General features: G+C 42.4%; 17 protein-coding genes. 12 read left to right on the top strand and 5 right to left on the bottom strand.

Features of this window, described 5'->3' with window-relative positions:
- The first annotated feature begins 17 nt into the window (after positions 1–17).
- From H8B19_RS03985 to H8B19_RS03930, 12 genes are all read left to right on the top strand, one after another.
- The gene (locus H8B19_RS03985) at positions 18–1,085 is read left to right on the top strand and encodes a Stealth CR1 domain-containing protein (protein ID WP_186505485.1); all 1,068 of its coding nucleotides are present in this window, start codon (positions 18–20) and stop codon (positions 1,083–1,085) included.
- Positions 1,072–2,241 carry a glycosyltransferase gene (locus H8B19_RS03980; protein WP_186505484.1) on the top strand — a complete coding sequence of 390 codons (1,170 nt, stop codon included), beginning with the start codon at positions 1,072–1,074 and terminating at the stop codon, positions 2,239–2,241. The genes H8B19_RS03985 and H8B19_RS03980 overlap by 14 nt, the downstream gene beginning before the upstream one ends.
- Positions 2,238–2,960 (top strand): hypothetical protein, encoded by a 723-nt coding sequence (locus H8B19_RS03975; RefSeq protein WP_186505483.1) that lies wholly within the window; start codon positions 2,238–2,240, stop codon positions 2,958–2,960. Before H8B19_RS03980 ends, H8B19_RS03975 begins: the two co-directional genes overlap by 4 nt.
- On the top strand, positions 2,957–3,946 hold the full coding sequence (locus H8B19_RS03970; RefSeq protein WP_186505482.1) for a sulfotransferase: 990 nt from the start codon (positions 2,957–2,959) through the stop codon (positions 3,944–3,946). Before H8B19_RS03975 ends, H8B19_RS03970 begins: the two co-directional genes overlap by 4 nt.
- A gap of 26 nt (positions 3,947–3,972) precedes the next feature.
- The gene (locus H8B19_RS03965) at positions 3,973–5,430 is read left to right on the top strand and encodes a ParB N-terminal domain-containing protein (protein WP_186505481.1); all 1,458 of its coding nucleotides are present in this window, start codon (positions 3,973–3,975) and stop codon (positions 5,428–5,430) included.
- A gap of 147 nt (positions 5,431–5,577) precedes the next feature.
- A complete protein-coding gene (locus tag H8B19_RS03960) occupies positions 5,578–7,014 on the top strand; it encodes a hypothetical protein (protein WP_186505480.1) in 1,437 nt (478 codons plus the stop codon).
- The gene (locus H8B19_RS03955) at positions 7,004–7,381 is read left to right on the top strand and encodes a hypothetical protein (protein WP_186505479.1); all 378 of its coding nucleotides are present in this window, start codon (positions 7,004–7,006) and stop codon (positions 7,379–7,381) included. The genes H8B19_RS03960 and H8B19_RS03955 overlap by 11 nt, the downstream gene beginning before the upstream one ends.
- Positions 7,382–7,399: 18 nt before the next feature.
- Positions 7,400–8,224: a glycosyltransferase family 2 protein gene (locus H8B19_RS03950; RefSeq protein WP_186505478.1), complete on the top strand. Its 825-nt coding sequence runs from the start codon at positions 7,400–7,402 to the stop codon at positions 8,222–8,224.
- Positions 8,225–8,229: 5 nt separating this feature from the next.
- The gene (gene asnB / locus H8B19_RS03945) at positions 8,230–10,122 is read left to right on the top strand and encodes an asparagine synthase (glutamine-hydrolyzing) (protein WP_186505477.1); all 1,893 of its coding nucleotides are present in this window, start codon (positions 8,230–8,232) and stop codon (positions 10,120–10,122) included.
- 29 nt (positions 10,123–10,151) lie between these two features.
- Positions 10,152–11,438 (top strand): polysaccharide deacetylase family protein, encoded by a 1,287-nt coding sequence (locus tag H8B19_RS03940; RefSeq protein ID WP_186505476.1) that lies wholly within the window; start codon positions 10,152–10,154, stop codon positions 11,436–11,438.
- A 34-nt stretch (positions 11,439–11,472) separates the two neighbouring features.
- The gene (locus tag H8B19_RS03935; RefSeq protein WP_186505475.1) at positions 11,473–13,032 is read left to right on the top strand and encodes a hypothetical protein; all 1,560 of its coding nucleotides are present in this window, start codon (positions 11,473–11,475) and stop codon (positions 13,030–13,032) included.
- Positions 13,029–14,246, top strand: coding sequence for a DegT/DnrJ/EryC1/StrS family aminotransferase (locus tag H8B19_RS03930; protein ID WP_186505474.1), 1,218 nt, complete (start codon positions 13,029–13,031; stop codon positions 14,244–14,246). The genes H8B19_RS03935 and H8B19_RS03930 overlap by 4 nt, the downstream gene beginning before the upstream one ends.
- Before the next feature lie 17 nt (positions 14,247–14,263).
- On the opposite strand, the gene H8B19_RS03925 is transcribed toward H8B19_RS03930, so the two are convergent.
- From H8B19_RS03925 to H8B19_RS03905, 5 genes are read right to left on the bottom strand one after another with little or no spacing between them, the layout of a single operon-like run.
- Complete coding sequence (locus H8B19_RS03925; protein ID WP_186505473.1) at positions 14,264–14,836, bottom strand: GNAT family N-acetyltransferase; 573 nt, start codon at positions 14,834–14,836, stop codon at positions 14,264–14,266.
- Positions 14,837–14,859: 23 nt separating this feature from the next.
- Complete coding sequence (locus tag H8B19_RS03920; protein ID WP_186505472.1) at positions 14,860–15,618, bottom strand: class I SAM-dependent methyltransferase; 759 nt, start codon at positions 15,616–15,618, stop codon at positions 14,860–14,862.
- Between the two features lie 30 nt (positions 15,619–15,648).
- A complete protein-coding gene (wecB, locus tag H8B19_RS03915) occupies positions 15,649–16,743 on the bottom strand; it encodes a non-hydrolyzing UDP-N-acetylglucosamine 2-epimerase (RefSeq protein ID WP_186505471.1) in 1,095 nt (364 codons plus the stop codon).
- The gene (locus H8B19_RS03910; protein ID WP_186505470.1) at positions 16,740–17,855 is read right to left on the bottom strand and encodes a DegT/DnrJ/EryC1/StrS family aminotransferase; all 1,116 of its coding nucleotides are present in this window, start codon (positions 17,853–17,855) and stop codon (positions 16,740–16,742) included. Before H8B19_RS03910 ends, wecB begins: the two co-directional genes overlap by 4 nt.
- Entirely contained in the window at positions 17,855–18,433 is a 579-nt protein-coding gene (locus H8B19_RS03905) for an acyltransferase (RefSeq protein WP_186505469.1), read from the bottom strand. Before H8B19_RS03905 ends, H8B19_RS03910 begins: the two co-directional genes overlap by 1 nt.
- Between the last annotated feature and the right edge of the window lies 1 nt (position 18,434).

Here is an 18,434-nt window from a genome sequence, read left to right as displayed (position 1 = left end):
CATTAGAGTGATAATGCGTGACCGAATTTGCTGATCCTATCGACATCGTTATTACCTGGGTAGATGGAAACGATCCCGCGTGGCTGGCTGAGAAAGCAAAATACGCTACACCAAATGCAATAATGAATGGCGCTGACCGTTATCGCGACTGGGACAACCTGCAGTATTTGTTTCGTGGGATTGAGAAATTCATGCCTTGGGTTAATCACATCTTTTTTGTAACCTGGGGCCATCTACCAGCCTGGTTAAATACCCACCACGATAAAATCACTATCGTTAAGCACGAAGATTTTTTAGATAAACAATATTTACCGGTTTTTAACGTTAATCCAATCGAAATTAATTTTCATAAAATCAAAGGATTAAGTGAGCAGTTTATTTATTTTAATGACGACTGTTTTGTTTTGCAGCCGATGCAACAGACGCATTTTTTTCGTCAAGGTTTACCGGTGAATGCAGCTATTTCCAACATTATGCATGAAGGTGTAATCGCACCTATTGTGCTTAACGATTTGGAATTAATTAATAAAAACTTTAACCGACATAAAGGCGAGGGCCTGACCAAGCGTGGTATTATTCGCAAAAACTGGCGGAAGTGGTTTCATCCCGGTTATGGACTAAAAATGTTGGATACCTTGTTGTTGTTGCGCTGGAAAACTTTCAGCGGTTTTGTTAATTATCATCAGCCACAGCCGTATCTGAAACAAACGTATGAAACCGTCTGGCAACAAGAGCCGGCGGCATTGTTGCAAACCTCCGCATCGCGTTTTCGTGCGCCCACTGATGTTAACCAGTATTTGTTTCGCTACTGGCAATTTGCCAGCGGGCAGTTTTATCCGGATTCCGTTAAAAATGCTTTTAAACGACGAAAATATGTCGAGTTGCGCAGCGTTGAAAATGTGGAAAAAGCGGCTGTTGAAATCGAATCAGGCAACTATCAAATGTATTGCCTGAATGATTCTATGGCCAAGGGGCGCTTTACAGAGCGTGATGCTACACCACAGGAATTTGCTTACAGCAAACAACGTATAAAGCAGGCTTTACACAGTTTGTTGCCACATGCATCAGCCTTTGAGAAAGCGTAATATGCATCAAAGTCAGCAACGCATTCTGGTTATTTATCGGGTGAATCAGTTTTCAAAAAAACTGGCAGGAGTGTGGCACAAATTATTAGGACAGTTGCAAGGTTTTGCTGATGCAGGCATGGAGGTGTATGCCTTGTATATGAGTCTTGGCAGTCAGCACTTAGCACGCGTTGACCATGGTGAACTTTCAGTGGTAAAACAATGGCAGCCAATTGCGGTAGAAACTGAAAAACAACAATTCTGGCAACATGCGACAGAGGCAGCAGAATATTGCAAAGCGGATGTTGTGTACTGCCGTTATGACAAAATGTATGAACAGCCTTGTTTAGCACAATTTGCTGCAGCCTTGCCAAAACAGCAGCAACAGCTGTGCATTGAGTTTGCGACTTTTCCCTATACACAGGAAATACAGGATCAGGCAAAAATAAACGCAGATTGCCGCAATCGTCAGCTCTTGTTGCAACATGTTGACTTTGTATTCAGTACGCAGTTTTCGCCAGAAATTGATGGAAAACCCAATCACTTTTTTTCTAATCAGCTTGCCAAAGCCTTTCTGGATAACAGCTCTGATTCAAAACATGGCCTGGTTTTGCAGCAAAGGTTAAATTTAATTAGTGTGGCAAATGTGAGTTTTTGGCATGGTTTTGATCGCGTATTACAAGGGCTGAGAGCCTACTACGATAAACATCAATCTGACGATGTGCATTATTATATTGCTGGTACTGGAGATGAACTGGCACGATTACAAGAACGGAGCAGGCAGTTACAGTTAGATAATGTGGTGCATTTTTTAGGTTTTCAAACTCACCAGCAATTAAACCAATTATACGGCACAATGTCGGTTGGTATCGCGGGTCTGGGGTTACATCGCAAGGGATTGAGCGAAAACTGTGCATTAAAAGTACGCGAATATCTGGCTAACGGGTTGCCTGTGGTTAAATCCACCTTTGACCGGGCGTTAGCCCAATGCAGCTGGACATTAGATGTATCGGCCGACGACCATCCGCTTGATATTGACGCGGTTCGTGAATTTGTCTTAAAGGCTGATAACGCTGGAGAGTGCCGCGAACAAATCCGCCAGTTTGCCAAACGCGAATTAAGCTGGAAAAAACATGCTCAGTTGGTTCAACAGGCGCTGTCAGGAGTGACACTGTGATCGAATTACATCAGGATATTTTTGATACCTTACTTGCCATTAAACTGCAGGGCTATCAATTCTGTAGCTTTGAAAATAATGCCCACAACACCGTTGCTACGCCACGCATATTTTTACGTCACGATATCGATTTTGATTTACAGGTAGCTTTGGCTTTTGCCAGACGCGAAGCTGAGCTGGGTATCAGCGCAACCTACTATTTTTTAATGCGCAGTGATGCATACAATTTTTTTAGTGCTGACAACCTTAAGGTTATTCAGCAGATCCAAGCGCTTGGCCATGCCATTAGTTTGCATTTTGATGTGCTGTGTTACACCACGCCAGAAACAGGATTACAGCAAGAGCTTAAATGTTTTACGGATTGGACAGGCGTGACACCTAAAGTAGTCAGTATTCATCGTCCACCCAAATACTTTTTTGGCGAACAAAACAGTAGCCTGGCTTATCCACATACCTACCAAGCTCAGTATGTTAAGCAAATTCAGTATTTGTCCGATTCTGGTGGAAGCTTTAAATATGGTCATCCACTGCATAGCGAAGCCTTTAACACCAAGCAGGATTTACATTTATTAATTCATCCTATCTGGTCAGTTGCTGAAGACGCCATGCAATGTCTTGCGTGGCTTAAACTAAAAAAACATCAGGATTTTCATCAGTTACTGCGCAGCAATTGTATACCCTACCGTAATCACACTGACGATAGTGAGCAGTTTGAATGACGGCAGCTAATATGATTTTTATTGGTGGTGTGGGGCGCTCGGGCACCTCAGTCACTCGTGAGCTGATGGGATTGCATCAAGATGTGATGAGCTTTCCCTTTGAATACCGATTCATGATTGACCCTGATGGCATTATTGATTTTGTGTTTGCCCATCAGGATTTATGGTCGCCTTATCTGTTTGACCGAAAATTAACCAGGCTTGAAAAGCTACTGACACGCATGGGGCGCAAACGTGGCTTGGAAAGGTTTGTCAGCAGCGTGATTAAGCGTTTGCGGATGCTGGGTATAAGAGTCAATCCCAGCCAATATCTCAACTGGGAATTGCACCAACATTTTGATGGCTTTATGCAACAGGTTGAGCAGTATATTGCGGATTTACGCAGTTTTAGCTTTGACGGATACTGGGTTGGGGCGCCGTCGTATAAACATAATTACCAGATCAATTATGTGGCACCGGATCAGCAAAAAATCATCAAGGTGACACAAAACTTTCTCGATAAACTTTTTAGTAAGTTATTAGCAGATAATAAAAAAAAGGTGCTGGTTGAAGACAATACCTGGAACTTATTGTATTGCCGCCAGTTACACAACTTATTTGCAGATGCCAAGTTTATCCATGTGCATCGGGACCCGCGGGATGTGGTGTGTTCGTATCTGTCACAAAACTGGATGCCGTCTGATTTGATGCAAGCTGCGCAGATTTGCCGCGATTTGTATCGCCAGATTGAATTAAAAACGGCTTACTTATCCACCGGGCTGTATATGCAAATTAGTTTGCAGGAACTGGTTAACGATTTGCCGTCGGCGTTAAAGCGGTTGTGTGAATTTTGCCAATTGCAATTTGAGCCGCAAATGTTAGCCATTCCTATGCAAAAACGTGCAATTGGCATGTGGAAAACCCAGCTTAATCCAGCGCAGCAACAGCAGTTAAGCGATTTTTTTAAACAGGAATTAACCCAGTTGGGTTATTCAGACGATAACTAAACAGAATTTGTATAGGACATCCAGCGATGAACAATTCCAGTAAGACATTAATTATTGCCTGCGCCAAGCTGGATTTAGTTAATCAATGTGTTGGTGAGTGGCGTTTGGATAACAATTCGACTGCATCTGTTACCTTGTTATCAACTAAAGGATACCGAATTGATGGCATATCAGAATATCTTGATGTGCCTTGTAAGATGTTATCTGAAGACGTTAAAACAGATATTGCCAATTTTGATAATGTTATTGTGATACAGCATTCACGTAATGTGATCCCTTACCTTAACGTATACAAGTTTCTGCAAGCCAATCAGGTACAGCAGTTTTGCGTCAAAACCTTAGGCAAGGCGCTGGTCAAAACCAAACCTGAACTTTTATTATCTAATATCAATGACGGCAGTGAACAGCAAGACAATGTTATCTGGATTGACCCTCAATCGGTTACCCATTGTGCACATCTTGGTACCTTGCACTTTGGCAGTGTGGTAGACGGTGATTGGGATTTGCAAGCACAGCCATTCGAATCCCGCATTCTGTTTTACCATTCGTTAAAAAGTCGTGTGGAGCAAACAACACCCTGGTCTGAAACGGCTTATTACCAGGATATCCTCGCGTCGCTAAATAAAGGTGAAGTGCGATTTAATTGCCACAATGAGCAACAACTCCAGCAGCGCTGTGAAAAGCTCGAGCTTTTATTCAACGAGATAAAGCAACATGGCTGGAAGCAACCTGTTGGCGAAGATTATGTCACTATCAATATCGGCCGCGATGGGCAACTACTGTTTGCCGATGGCAGACACCGGATGAGCATTGCCAAGTTACTTAAATTGCCTTCCATTCCAGTTAAAATCGCTGTGCGCCATAACAAGTGGCAGGATTTTAAAAATGAAATCACCTCTTATGCTAAAGAACAAGGCGGGGAAATTTATGCACCGCTGCAGCATGTGGATTTAAGCGGTTTGCGTTATACCCATGATGCTGAGCGTTTTGAACTTATTGCAAAACACATTACTAAGCCAGCCAGCACTATCTTGGATATTGGCAGTCACTGGGGGCGCGCCTGTGCGGTAATGGAACAACAGGGGCATCTTTGTACGGCTGTGGAAGGGAATATCACCAGCTTTTATTTTTTGCAACGCATCAAGCAAATTGAACACCGACAGTTTAAAGCAGTGTGCGAAAACATCTTTGAATATGTGAACAAACCAATGCAGTTTGATGTCGTGCTGGCGTTAAATATTTTTCATCATTTTATTAAAACTCAAGAGCTGCATCAGCAATTGATAACGTTATTAGCCAATTTGCAAATTCACGAAATGTTCCTGCAAACACATAGTCCTGATGAGCCGCAAATGGCTAACGCATTCAGGAATTATGCTGGTGAACAATTTGCGCAGTTTGTTATTGATCATTCATGCTTAAATCAATTTGAGGTTATTGCTAATTTAAGCAATGGACGCAAATTATTCCGTCTTTACCTGTAGTTGGTGGTGAGTAATTAAGTTATGCATGCTGAATTTTCGACGATAGCTGTGCCTTGGTATGCAAGCAAAAAGGCATTGATATTAAGGGTGATATTAAATCCCTTTATTCAGCTTTTTTATAACATCTATTTGTTAGTTGGGTTATTGATGACAACGCTCAACGCGCTGTTAAAAAAAATCGAGACACCTCACTACAGCGTTTATGGTGCGTTATTATCCTGTTTTTATCTGCCCTTTGTATTTCTCAAAGATAAATATCAGCAAGACACAGTGCAAAATGTTTTGTTTAAACGGGATTTTAAATTATCGAGATTGTTTCAATACAGTTATTTGGGGCATAAGTTTTACGCTTGCTTAGGCTTTAAATATTATTTCTTTTGTTATCTGGTCCTGCTGGTGTCAGCCAGCTACATAGTTGCCACACAACAGCAATTCGGCTGGTTATCTTCATGCGCGCTGGTGCTTGCTCTTTGTGTAAATACAGTGTCACTGTACTGTGTGTTTTATAAGTCCAACTACAATACGCTGGGTATGGTTTTAATTTTGCCGGTGTTTTATTTACTTAGCATTCAGGCGTATTGGTTTGCGTGTATTTTGGCAACAATCGCTATTATTGCCAGCTTCAGCTCCGGGATATTTATGCTGGCATTAATTGGACTGCAAGTGCTGACCAAGGATGTCTATGCATTAATAAGCTCACTAGGTATAGGCTGTGTGCTTGTGTGGAAAATAGCGCCATTGCTTATTGGTGAAGAGCAAAAAGGGCATTTAAGCCGTATTCTGGCGATTATAGGTGCAGTGGGGGAGTCCAAATATCACCGGAATAAAGCAGTCTGGTCAGCACAATTTTACTATTGGATTAGCCTTAACCTCCTTTTCATCATCACCTATTTAATCCATTGCTCGGTAGTAAATTATTTGGTGTTTACCCCTCTTGGTGTAAGCCTGCTTAACAGTAAAATCAGGTTTGCAGATATTCAGCACTTCTGGATGTTTGCAATAGGTGTTTACGCTGGCATCCTGATACAGGATTTTAATAGTTGGAGTTTGTTGTTGTTTTTGGCGATAGCAAATTTACCACCACGCTTTTTTGGTGATAATAAATTTACTGAAATGAGCGATTGTTTGCCGGTGTTGCAGGTGCAAGATTTTGCGGTGTTCAGGGCCGTGGAACAGTTCTTAAAATCTGTACCTGAAAACGCGACTGTTTTTCACGCACATCGCGATCCACAAGGCATGTATAACCGTATTTTTCAGGGACAAAAAGAAATTGTCGATGTCATTTTTTATGCGGGAATGCAGCATAATGTAGCGGTATATCCAAATTACTGGGCGGTTTTGATAGACTGTAAACAAGGTGACTTGGACTATTTTTACAAAGATAGTGCTGAATTATTCGCCAGATTAACCACATTCAATGCCGAGTATATGATTATCAGCAGTGTCGACAGAGAGCATCTTAAGGATGCGAGCTTTTTGAATAACAGGTTAGCCATACTCGATTTTAAGCAAGTAGATTTTGACGCTTGCTCCGCCATCAAACATCGATTGAATGAATTGGAGTTATACAAAGTTGCCCTCTGATAGTTGGTTCAAACGTTTTTGTTTGTTTTTTTTCGGTGAACGTTTTTTCTTCAAATTAGCCTGTAATTCAATTCGTAATCAACGTGTGGTGATTTATGGCGCCGGTGAACTGGGGCAATATGCACTGGATTTGCTTAAAACACATAATCAGATTGTTTGCTTGGCTCAAACGGCAGCAACAGAAAAGCAATTCATCGCACAGGTGCCTGTTTTAGGCATTGATTCTGTGTTTGAGCACTGCCAATGGGATGTATTGCTGATTGCATCGGTAAAGTTTGAACAGCAAATGTTGGATATAGTTAAAGGTAAAAACTGTGATGGCCGATACAAGCTTATTACCTTCAATAGTATCTGGCGCAGTCTGTAGCCAGATTTAGGAGAAAATATGATTTTTGTATTATTACCTGCTTTTAATGAAGAAGCGTCATTGCCTAATCTTTTACCTAAAATTCAAAAAGTTATGCAAGATAATAATTATGCTTACAAGGTTTTATGCTGTGATGACGGTAGTAGTGATCATACCTCGGTACTGTTGAAAGAATATCAGGCAAGTATGCCAATTGATGTGATCACTCATGTAATCAATCGTGGTCTTGGCGAAACAAGTCGTGATCTTTTTGAGCTAGCTGCAGAATTAGCTGATTTTGATGATGTGATTGTCAGACTGGATTGTGATGACACCCATGAGCCGGAATTTATTCCCAATTTAATTAATAAACTGGATCAAGGTTTTGATGTTGTTATCGCCTCTCGTTTTGAGCCAGGTGGCGGTCAGGTGGGGATCAGTACTTACCGTGCCGTGATCAGCCGTTTAGCTAATCTGTTTATGAAAGTCTTTTTTCCGATAAAAGGCCTGAAAGAATACTCGTGTGGGTTCAGAGCCTACCGGGCCAGCGTAATTAAAAAAGCTATCCAGTTTTTTGGCAATGATTTTATTCAGCTCAAAGGCATGGGCTTTACCTGCACACTGGAAAAATTGGTTAAATTAAAATTATTGGGTGCCAAATTTGGTGAAGTTGCTTTTGTATTGCGATACGATCAAAAGCTTAGCAGTAGCAAAATGATCACCAGTATCACTACCTGGGGTTATCTGACCATGGCGCTGGTTTATCACTGGCCTTGGGGAGGCTGGAGACGCAAATATCGTGAACAGCTTGAACCAAGCCAACCCAACTCTTTGTCAGTGCATATGCAACTTAAACGTCAATAATATCTATGTGCGGAATTTGTGGGATTGTTGCCGTCCCTGAAAAAATAGGGATCAACGACTCATCTGCCATAGAAAAAATGATGCAGGCGATGTTTCACCGTGGTCCAGATGGAAAGGGCGTATTTCGCTCAGACGGTATACTGCTCGGTCATCAGCGATTAGCCGTCATTGATATTGAACATGGTAAGCAACCGATGTACAGCGCAGATAAACGTTTTGCGCTGGTGTTTAATGGTGAAATCTATAACTATCTCGAGCTGCGGCAGTCCTTAACCCAGTCAGGGATCGTCTTTAGTACGTTTTCCGATACCGAAGTGCTGCTGCAATTGCTGATTAAAGAGGGCAAACATGCACTGAATAAGCTCAACGGCATGTTTGCTTTTTTCTTTGTGGATACCTTCACTGGCAAGTGGCTTGCCGCTAGAGATCATTTTGGAGTTAAGCCGTTTTACTATGCCAATGTGAATGGCAAATTTATCTTTGCTTCTGAAATTAAAGCCCTGCTGAAACATCCTGAGATTCAGGCAGAGGTTAATCAGCAAGGTATAGGGCAGTATCTTACCTTCCAGTTTTTGTTAGGCCAGCAGACTCTTTTCGCCAACATCAACAAGCTTGAACCTGCGCACTTTATCGAGGGGGAATTATCCGGTGCGCAAGTGCCTGCACGATACTGGGATCTGGATTTTACGGTTAATGAGCAGGTATCTGAGCAGCTGTTACATGAAAAACTAACCAGTTTGCTTGAAGACAGCGTTAAATTGCAATTGCGCAGTGATGTGCCTTTAGGCACCTATTTGTCGGGTGGCTTAGATTCCAGTGCTGTTACAGCCATTGCTGCCGGTTATCTTGATGCGCCAATAAAATCTTTTACCGGTAAATTTACTGAGTATCACGGTTTCGACGAATCTGAGTATGCCGATGATGTTGCCCGCTATTGTGGTGCTAATTGTCAGCATATTGAGCCTAGTCAAAAGGATTTCATTACAGACTTTAATCAGATCATTTATATGTTGGATGAGCCAGTAGCCGGGCCCGGAGTGTTTCCTCAATATCGGGTATCCGCTGAGGCAGCCAAGCAAGTAAAGGTTATCCTCGGTGGTCAAGGTGGTGATGAGATTTTTGGTGGTTATGCGCGTTATCTGGTGGGGTATTTAGAGCAAGCGTTAAAAGGTGCAATTTTTGAGACACAGGAAGAAGGCAAACATCTGGTTAGTCTGGAAAGCATAGTGCCAAATCTTCCGTTGTTGAAACAGTACGTGCCTATGTTAAATCAGTTCTGGAAGGAAGGTTTGTTTGAAAGCATGGATAAGCGTTATTTCCGCTTAACTAACAGAGCACCGGATATCCAATCATTACTGAGCAATGACACCCTGGCATTACTGGACCAATATCATCCATTTAGCCAGTTCGAAAGCATTTTTAACGGTGCAAATACACATTCTTACATTAACAAGATGACCAATTTTGATTTGCAAACCTTGTTGCCAGCTTTGTTGCAGGTTGAAGACAGAGTCAGCATGGCGGTGTCATTAGAGTCTCGGGTACCGCTTCTGGATAAACGCATCGCTGAACTGGTAGCCTCTGTTCCACCCGGTATGAAGTTTAAAGGTGGCAAAACCAAAGCATTGTTAAAAGAAGTGTTAAAAAATAAAGTGCCGCAAAATGTGTTGGCAAGAAAGGACAAAATGGGCTTTCCGGTACCCTTGGCGCAGTGGAGCCTGCAAGGGCCTGTGGCTGAGTTTATTCAGGATGTTTTTAGTAGTCAGCGAGCCAGGCAACGTGGCATATTCAGCCAGTCAGCATTGCAAAATATTGGTCGCCTTGGTGGGGTTGGGGCGCGCCAGTTATGGGGAATGTTATGTCTGGAAATGTGGCATCAAATCTATATTGATTCCTAAACTGCGCCATAGCAAATTCAGTTAACAGTATGATCAATTACAAAGCTTATTGTGTAGAGCAACTACAGCGTTACTGGCAAGGATGCGAGCAAGAAATTACCCAACTGCCCGTTAGGGCACTTGCGCAATTGCCAGACGTTGCACTGCCCGTTCAGCTCAACGAAATTAGCTTACCGCCCTGGGCAAACGAATGTTCAGTAGACGGCGTGATTCTGGTACCTGCAGAGGTATGCCATGATGGTGATGACTGGCAATGCATCGATTGGTGGTATGTTTGTTACTGGTATGTAAACTGCTTGGCAGAACGCAAATTTGAACAGCAAAGCGGCACTATCCACTCTTATGCCTTTAAGTTAGATGGTTGGGATAAGCGCATGTGGCAACGGGCATGGGTTAATCGCATCGCTATGTTTCTGCGCTTATGGTGTCAGCATGCTAATCCACACAACGCGCTGTCAGCATTACCTGATTGTGAAATTTACCTGACGCACGATCTGGATGCGGTATCAAAAACCTGGGCTATTCGTTGTAAACAAAGTCTTTTTCACGCATTTAATGCTGCGCGCGAATTAAAGAACCTGCACTTAAAAGCAAGTGTTGAGCGTTTGAAGAAAAGCCTGCGTTTTTTATTTTCGAAGGGAGACTACTGGCAGTTTGACGCATTGTGTGATTTGAACAGTGCACAAATAACCCGGGTGATTCACCTCTATGGTGGGGCTGTGGGCTTTACGCGCAATCTGCAGCAAATGTTAATCGATCCGGCGTATGACATCAGCGAACGTGCATTGATGGAAGAGCTACTGAAGTTGCGTGATGCAGGTTTTAAATTGGGCATGCATCCCAGTTTTGATGCGTGGAATAACCTGATTAATTTGCGTAACCAAAAAGCCAAGTTAGAGGTAATACTTGGGCAGGCTATTAAATACAGTCGGCAACACTGGTTGAAATTCAGCTTTAAAAATACCTGGAAGAATCTTGCTGACACAGGAATAAGTACAGATTCCACCTTAGGTTTTAATGACCAGAGCGGTTTTCGCAATGGTGCGGCGCTGGTATTTGTGCCTGTCGATCCTGATAATCAGCAAAGTTTGCAGTTGAAAAGTTTGCCTTTGGTGCTGATGGATTCACAACTTTTTGATTACGCGATGGCAGATGCTAGCGAGCGACGAGTGCAAATCGATTATTTTATTGATGAAATTATCCACACAAAAGGGCAGGCTAGTCTGTTATGGCATCCTCATACATTAAGTGAGGATTATGGCTGGTCAGACGATTATCAATATTTGTGTCACCAGTTAATCAACAAGTTGTCATAGCTAGTAACCATTTAACAGATATTAGGGAAGTCCATTGCAGCACTACTCGGCCACATTCAGTTGTTTATCACAAGTTCATCAAGTATTACCCAGAGCGTTGGCAATGTTTGATAATGACTGCGTGTCTGCCACTTACGGTGTGGGGGATCGCCTTTATTGGGCGTGGGGAATTAAAGATTTTGCCAATGGAACCTTTCAGGGCATGGTGAATGGTTTAAGCCGTTTACTGATTAATAAGCAGTTGCCGCAACAGGTGGACCCACAATCAATAGCCAACAGAATTTTAGCTATCCTACAATCTACAACTGGTTTAATGCGTAAAGACGGTAGCTTTGAGGAAGCCTTTCCCTATGAGGGCTCATATTGTGTTACTGCACTGGTTTTGTATGATTCACTGGTGGCCATTGCAAACTTAACTGAATTGGTTAAAAAGGAAGAACTGGATGCACTGCTCCAGGTATTGTCGCCAGCGGCACAGTATCTAGTTAATCATGATGAAACCCATGGCGTAATCAGTAATCATTTAGCCACAGCTGCCGCTGCATTGGTCCGCTGGCAATTACTTACAGGTGAAAATACTGAAGCAAAAATTCAGCAATTAATCGGCATCATTCGTGCCAATCAATCACAGGCTGGTTGGTTAAAAGAATATGCCGGAGCTGACCCCGGTTATCAGACATTGTGTCTGTATTATTTGGCTGATGTAGATGCACACCGCCCTGATCTGAATGTGTATGAACTGGTGGAACCTGCAATTGTGTTTTTATCCTATTTTATCTACCCAGATGGTTCGATTGGCGGGTTAATAGGTAGCCGTAATACCAGAGTGTATTATCCGGCCGGGTTGCACTATTGGGCTCAAAAAGACGCTATGGCAGCGGCAATTGCTGTGCAAATGCAAACCTCTATTGCACAAAACCATACAGTTACTCTTGCAGCGATTGATGAATCAAACTTTGCACCGCTTTTTAACAGTTACTGTTGGGCTTGCGAGTTTGAAGCACAGTTGCAACAGCCACAGCAGGTTAGTTTACCCTGTTACCAGCCGCCATTTAAAAAGCTGTTTGCACAACGGGATACTCAGATCCTGATTGAAAAAAGTGCTCAGCATTACACTTTAGTGAATATCGCCAAAGGTGGTTGTGTGATGCGTTTTAGCCAACAGCATTTAGATTATTGTGATGCAGGTGTGTTTATCAGCTGTAAGAATGCTATCTATTCAAATCAGCAGTTAATGACTAATCAGTACGATTATCAAAATGAACAACTGACAATTCACTCATCGCTATATCCACACAGCCAGACCCATCTGTCACCAATTTATCTGATCGCTTTACGTTGTCTAAATCTGACATTGTTGCGTAGTTATTTTTTAAGGGAAAAACTAAAACAGTGGATTGCTAATAAAGTGGTCACCGGCAGTCGCAAATCAATTGGCACAGTAGTCAGAACCATAAAGTTAGGGGAAACACTGAGTTTACAGGATGAGGTAAACTGCAGGCATAAGTGGACATCGTTACAAACCAATAGTGTCTCCAGCTGTTTTCATATGGCAAGCCAGGGTTACTGGCAGTCTCAGGATGATAAAGAATGATCCCTAGATTAAAGCCCTGGATTACGTGGTCTGATTGGAAAGCGGCTTTTAGCTTTTTTTCAGGCAATGCTGTGTCTGAGTTTGAGAACAAAATGGCGAGCCAGTTTGGACGAAAGCATGGTGTTATGTTCTCCCATGGCCGTTCGGCATTATTTGCACTGCTTAAGGCGTGGGATCTTAAAGATGCAGAAGTTATTTGCCCAGCCTATACCTGCGTTGTGGTGCCGCATGCCATTGTGTTAAGTGGTAATACTCCAAGATTTGTCGATAGCGAAAATGCTGGCTTCAATATGGATTTGCTATTGCTTAGCCAAGCGATTAACGATAAAACCCGCGCTATTGTGGTAACCCATCTATTTGGTCAGGCGATGGATGTGGTGGCGGTACAAAATGTCGTTGAGCAGGCTGAACAGCGCTTTGGCAATAAGATTTATGTGATTCAGGACTGTGCTCACAGTTATGACTGTGAATTTGACGGACGTTCTGTGACCCACTTTGGCGATGCGGTGTTCTTTGGCTCTAACATTGGCAAACTCATTACCAGTATTTTTGGTGGCACAGTGCTGGTGGATGATGTTGAGCTCTTTAAGCGGATTATGCGATGGCGTTCAGAACATGGTAAAAAAGACCGGTTAAAGCCTTTTAAACGTTTTGCCTATCTATTTGCTGTCAGCGTAGCGTTTTCAAGCTGGTTTTACCCTGTGGTGCAATGGTTAGATCGTAAAGGGTTGTTGGGCTCACTCACCCATTATTATGACGAATTAAAAATCGAGTTTCCGGCTGACTGGGACGCTTTTCCCTGCTCCATAGAGGCCAGAGTCGGGTTAAGCCAACTTGAACGCTATTCTGCCATTATTCAAAGCAGACGCACTAACGCTCAGATAGTACTGACAATGCTACAGCAGAATGCACCAGATCCTATACAGCATTATTTTACCGCAGGAGCGACCTATAGCCATCTGGCATTGGAAGTGAGTGAGCGCGATCATTGGGGCCGCGTTTTTCAAAAAAACGGCATAGAACTGGGAATATTAGTGGATTACGCCATACCGGTCATGCCGGTGTATCAGCCATTCGCAGGTGGTGAGCAATTCCCCAATGCTCTGCGTATGAGTAAAAGCATGATCAATATTCCCATCTGGCCTCAGCTGGATGTGGATAAGTTAACCTATAGGATGAACAAAGCGCTGCAGCAATTATATAAACAGCAGTGATAAACAGTGCCGCAGATTTATTCTATTGTCCATTTGAATACTTTGTAGGTTTCTCTAAGAATAGAAAACACCTTGAGAGTTTCAGCTTTTTTCTCTCGAAGATAAAAATCCTGCAATCTGGCATTATTCGTTTTGGTTAAAAGCACTTGTATATTTTTATCCCTGCACCAATTTTCTGCTGCATGAATTAACGCTTTGCCTATGCCACTGCCTTGCTGATCAATAGCGACAGCAAAATAGTCGATCTCACACTCGCAGTCTGCGATATGAGTTTGTCTAACCGTTTGAATAACTGCTCTTAAAAACAAACTTGGTTTAGCTAAGCAATGACATAAAAATACTACTATATCTTTGAGACGCAAAATGGAAGTCATTGAAAACGAGCCGGTGCGCAATACAATAAAACCCGTTACCTTATTTTGCTGGCGGTAAATTAAGACGTCTTTCCGGGGACTTTGGATGATTTCAGAGTAATACTTCTTTAAATAATTTCTGCCAAAATGCGGCAGTACATCTGATGCAAGGCTGATTGCATGGATAGATGCGATGGCATCAATATCTTTAGCGGTAGCTAGTTCAACATTGCTCACTAAATCCCTTCCATAAATCGCTTTTATTCCTGCTTAGTGGCGATGAATAACGTCACTAAATTTGTATCGGTAAGCGGAATAAAAGATAAAGGTTTATATTGCAACAGTTGCAGTTTGAAACCACATTTTTTGATAGACCTTAAAATATCATCTGCAAAATTGGGGTGTTCCCAGCATATGATTTTGTCATAGTTGAAATCCGCATTGTTTTTTACAAAGCGTCTTGTGGTTAAATAACGTCCTAACCCCCAAGCAATACCGCCTTCATTGGGAATAGCCCCAACTAATATCCCATCTTTTTTAAGTAACTGAAAATAATGAGTTAATTGATCATCTAAATTTCTGATATGTTCAAGTGAGTAGAAGGTTAATAGTATGTCTAAGGAATGCTCTGCCAAGGGGATTTTTTGATCGCGTTTTACTAATACCTGTTTACAAATGTCTGGTAACAATCTTTGGGCATTTTCAAGGAAATCCTTTTTTACATCGATTGCATAATAGCTGTCTGGCATTGCATTCCAGTATGCTAAATGTGGTAGAGAGCCTGGGCCAATCTCGGCGACAATCTTTCCTTTAAAATCGATATTATTCAGTACCTTATAACCAAGATGGTTAACGCGCTCACCTACTCCGGTCGACTGAGTATCAGTATAAAAAATATTGTAGAAATTAAGCCACGCTTGCCAATCTGAGTCTTGCTCCTGTATATCGAGCCCAAATTGTTTACGATCGCCGAATAATCGCGTGTAGATGAAGCTCGGTAATATGTTTCTGATTGCCATTCTTTACCCGGTAATCTGTTTGAAAGGTGGTCAATGGTGCAATTTCTGATGCAAACAGCGGATGATTTTGTCTGCACAATCCCCGTCACCATAAAGGGGGTTCCATGGTGCATTAAAGGAATGTATTTGAGTCCATGCTGTTTGGATCTTGTTTAAATTGATACCTGTTAGTGTATTCCAACCATTTTCCAGAGTTTCAACCCATTCTGTTTCATCCCTCATCGTGATGCAGGGAATTTTATGCATATAGGCTTCCTTTTGTACACCACCTGAATCTGTCACGATAAAACTGGCATTAGATTCGAGTTCTAACATTTCCAGATAACTTAGTGGTGCAGTGACAGTCAATGAGTCGGGTAAGGATATTCCATATTCCTTCAGTTTATTGTGTGTAGCTGGATGTAAAGGCAATAACAGTGTAGTTTGCCCAGCAATCCAGGCCAGACAGTCAATCGCCTGTTGCAAAACGGTTGCAGACGATAATGTATGAGCCCGATGCAGTGTACAAAGTACATATTGCTTGGGCCGAACGGCATATTGATTTAACACATTGCCATGACTGGAAGTGAGCATCGCAAATTGTGATACAGCGTCCTGCATTACATCACCGTACATAAAGGTGTTTTGTGTAATACCTTCCTGACGTAAATTCTGTAATGCTTGTTCGGTTGGAGCAAATAAATAAGTCGAACACTGGTCGGTCAATATTCGATTAATTTCTTCCGGCATTTTGCGATTATATGAGCGTAGTCCTGCCTCAATGTGAGCAATCGGGATATGCATTTTCACTGCAGTTAATGCAGCTGCAATCGTAGAGTTGGTATCGCCATAAACAATGATGCAATCTGGCGCTTCCTGGATAAGGATCGCTTCGAACTTTTGCATGATTTGTGCAGTCATTTGAGCGTGACTGCACTGATTCACCTGCAAATTATAGCTCGGCTTGGGGATTGATAACTGCTCAAAAAACACATCCGACATATTGGAATCAAAGTGTTGCCCTGTGTGCACAATAATTTCATTAATTTTTTCGGCATTGTTTTGGTTGTGCGATTGAATAGCTCTTGAAACAACAGCAGCTTTGACAAACTGAGGACGTGCACCAACCACATTAATAATTTTCATATTGGATTAGTCGCGTTAATGATGTTGATGATGTTATCCACTTGCTGATGATCAAGATAGCCATGCATCGGCAGGCTAAATACTTGCTCGCAAAGTCGCTCAGTAATAGGGGTTGGATCACTTGGGTAATGTTGCAACGCCACTTGTTTATTTAAACCAATCGGATAATAAACTGCAGTCGGGATGCCGGCCTTTTTTAAGGAACTCATCCAATTGTCACGCTTACCTTTTTTTGGTGTCACCGTGTATTGCGCCCATGATGATTGGTAACCCTCTGGTATTGCAGGTGTAACAAACACTGCGGCTAACTCAGTTGAATAATGAGTTGCTGCTTTTTGACGCTGAATCAATTCTTGAGGAAAGTGCCCGAGCTTTTCCAGTAAAATGGCAGCTTGGATGGTATCCAATCGGCTATTTAAACCAATACGCATATTTTGATATTTGTGTTCGCCTTTGCCATGTACTCGCAACGATTCACACAAAGTCGCGAGTTCATCCGAGTCGGTAAATATCGCGCCGCCATCACCATAACACCCAAGCGGTTTGGCCGGGAAAAAGCTGGTTGTGGCAATATCGCCAAAGGAGCCAGCATTTTGGCCATTTATGCTACCGCCAAAACCTTGTGCCGCATCTTCAATTAGATATAACCCTTCTTTGTCACAGATGGCTTGAATCTCAGGATAGTTGGCCGGCAGGCCAAACATATCTACTGCGATCACCGCTTTGGGTTTTAACCCTTGTTTCCTGGCGTTATGGATACCTGCTTGTAAAGCTTCTGGACAAATGTTGTAGGTGCTTGGGATGATATCCACAAAATAAGGTGTAGCCCCCACTAAGGGTATAACTTCTGCGGTGGAAAAAAATGAAAAGGCAGTTGTAATTACTGTATCACCGGGGCCAATATCCAGAGCCATTAAGGAAAGCTGCAATGCGTCGGTGCCGTTGGCGCAACTGATACAGTGTTTTATGCCAACGTATTCCGCGAGTTTTTTTTCTAGCTCAAATACTTCCGGCCCCATAATAAATTTTCCATGATCCAGAACTTTGGCTATGCGTGCATCAATGGCTGGGCGAATATGTGCAAGTTGAGCTTGTAAATCAATAAATTGCATTAGGGAAGTCGCCTAACGTTGCCATTAATCAGTTGATAGGTGCTATTGTCGTGTGGGCAAGTGGTGGTGGCATTGCCGGTTAAGGGCAGATTGAGTTTTTCGCCATAAGCACTCATCCAGCCAATTTGTTTGGCAGGTACGCCAACCATTAATGCATAATCCGGTACACTTTGGTTTACGACTGATCCGGCGCCAATAAAGGCATATTCACCAATGCTATGGCCACAAACAATGGTGCAGTTAGCACCAAGAGTTGCGCCTTTTTTGACTGTGGTTGGCCGATATTCGTCTTTGCGAATAACGGCTGAACGCGGGTTATATACATTGGTAAAAACCATGGAAGGGCCGCAAAATACATCGTCTTCCAACGTGACACCATCGTAAACAGAAACATTATTTTGTACTTTTACGTTGTTACCAATGGTGACTTGGTTGCCAATAAAAACATTCTGCCCCAGTGAACATTTCTGGCCTATTTGTGCACCACTACATATATGAACCCAATGCCAAACGCGAGTACCATCGCCAATGGTTGCACCTTCATCAACGATAGCACTGGGGTGAATGTTAATGGTCAAA

Origin of the sequence: Neptunicella marina (genome assembly GCF_014270035.1) — a bacterium.
Taxonomy (GTDB): Bacteria; Pseudomonadota; Gammaproteobacteria; order Enterobacterales; family Alteromonadaceae; genus Neptunicella; species Neptunicella marina.
This window is presented reverse-complemented; position numbering and strand designations above follow the sequence as displayed.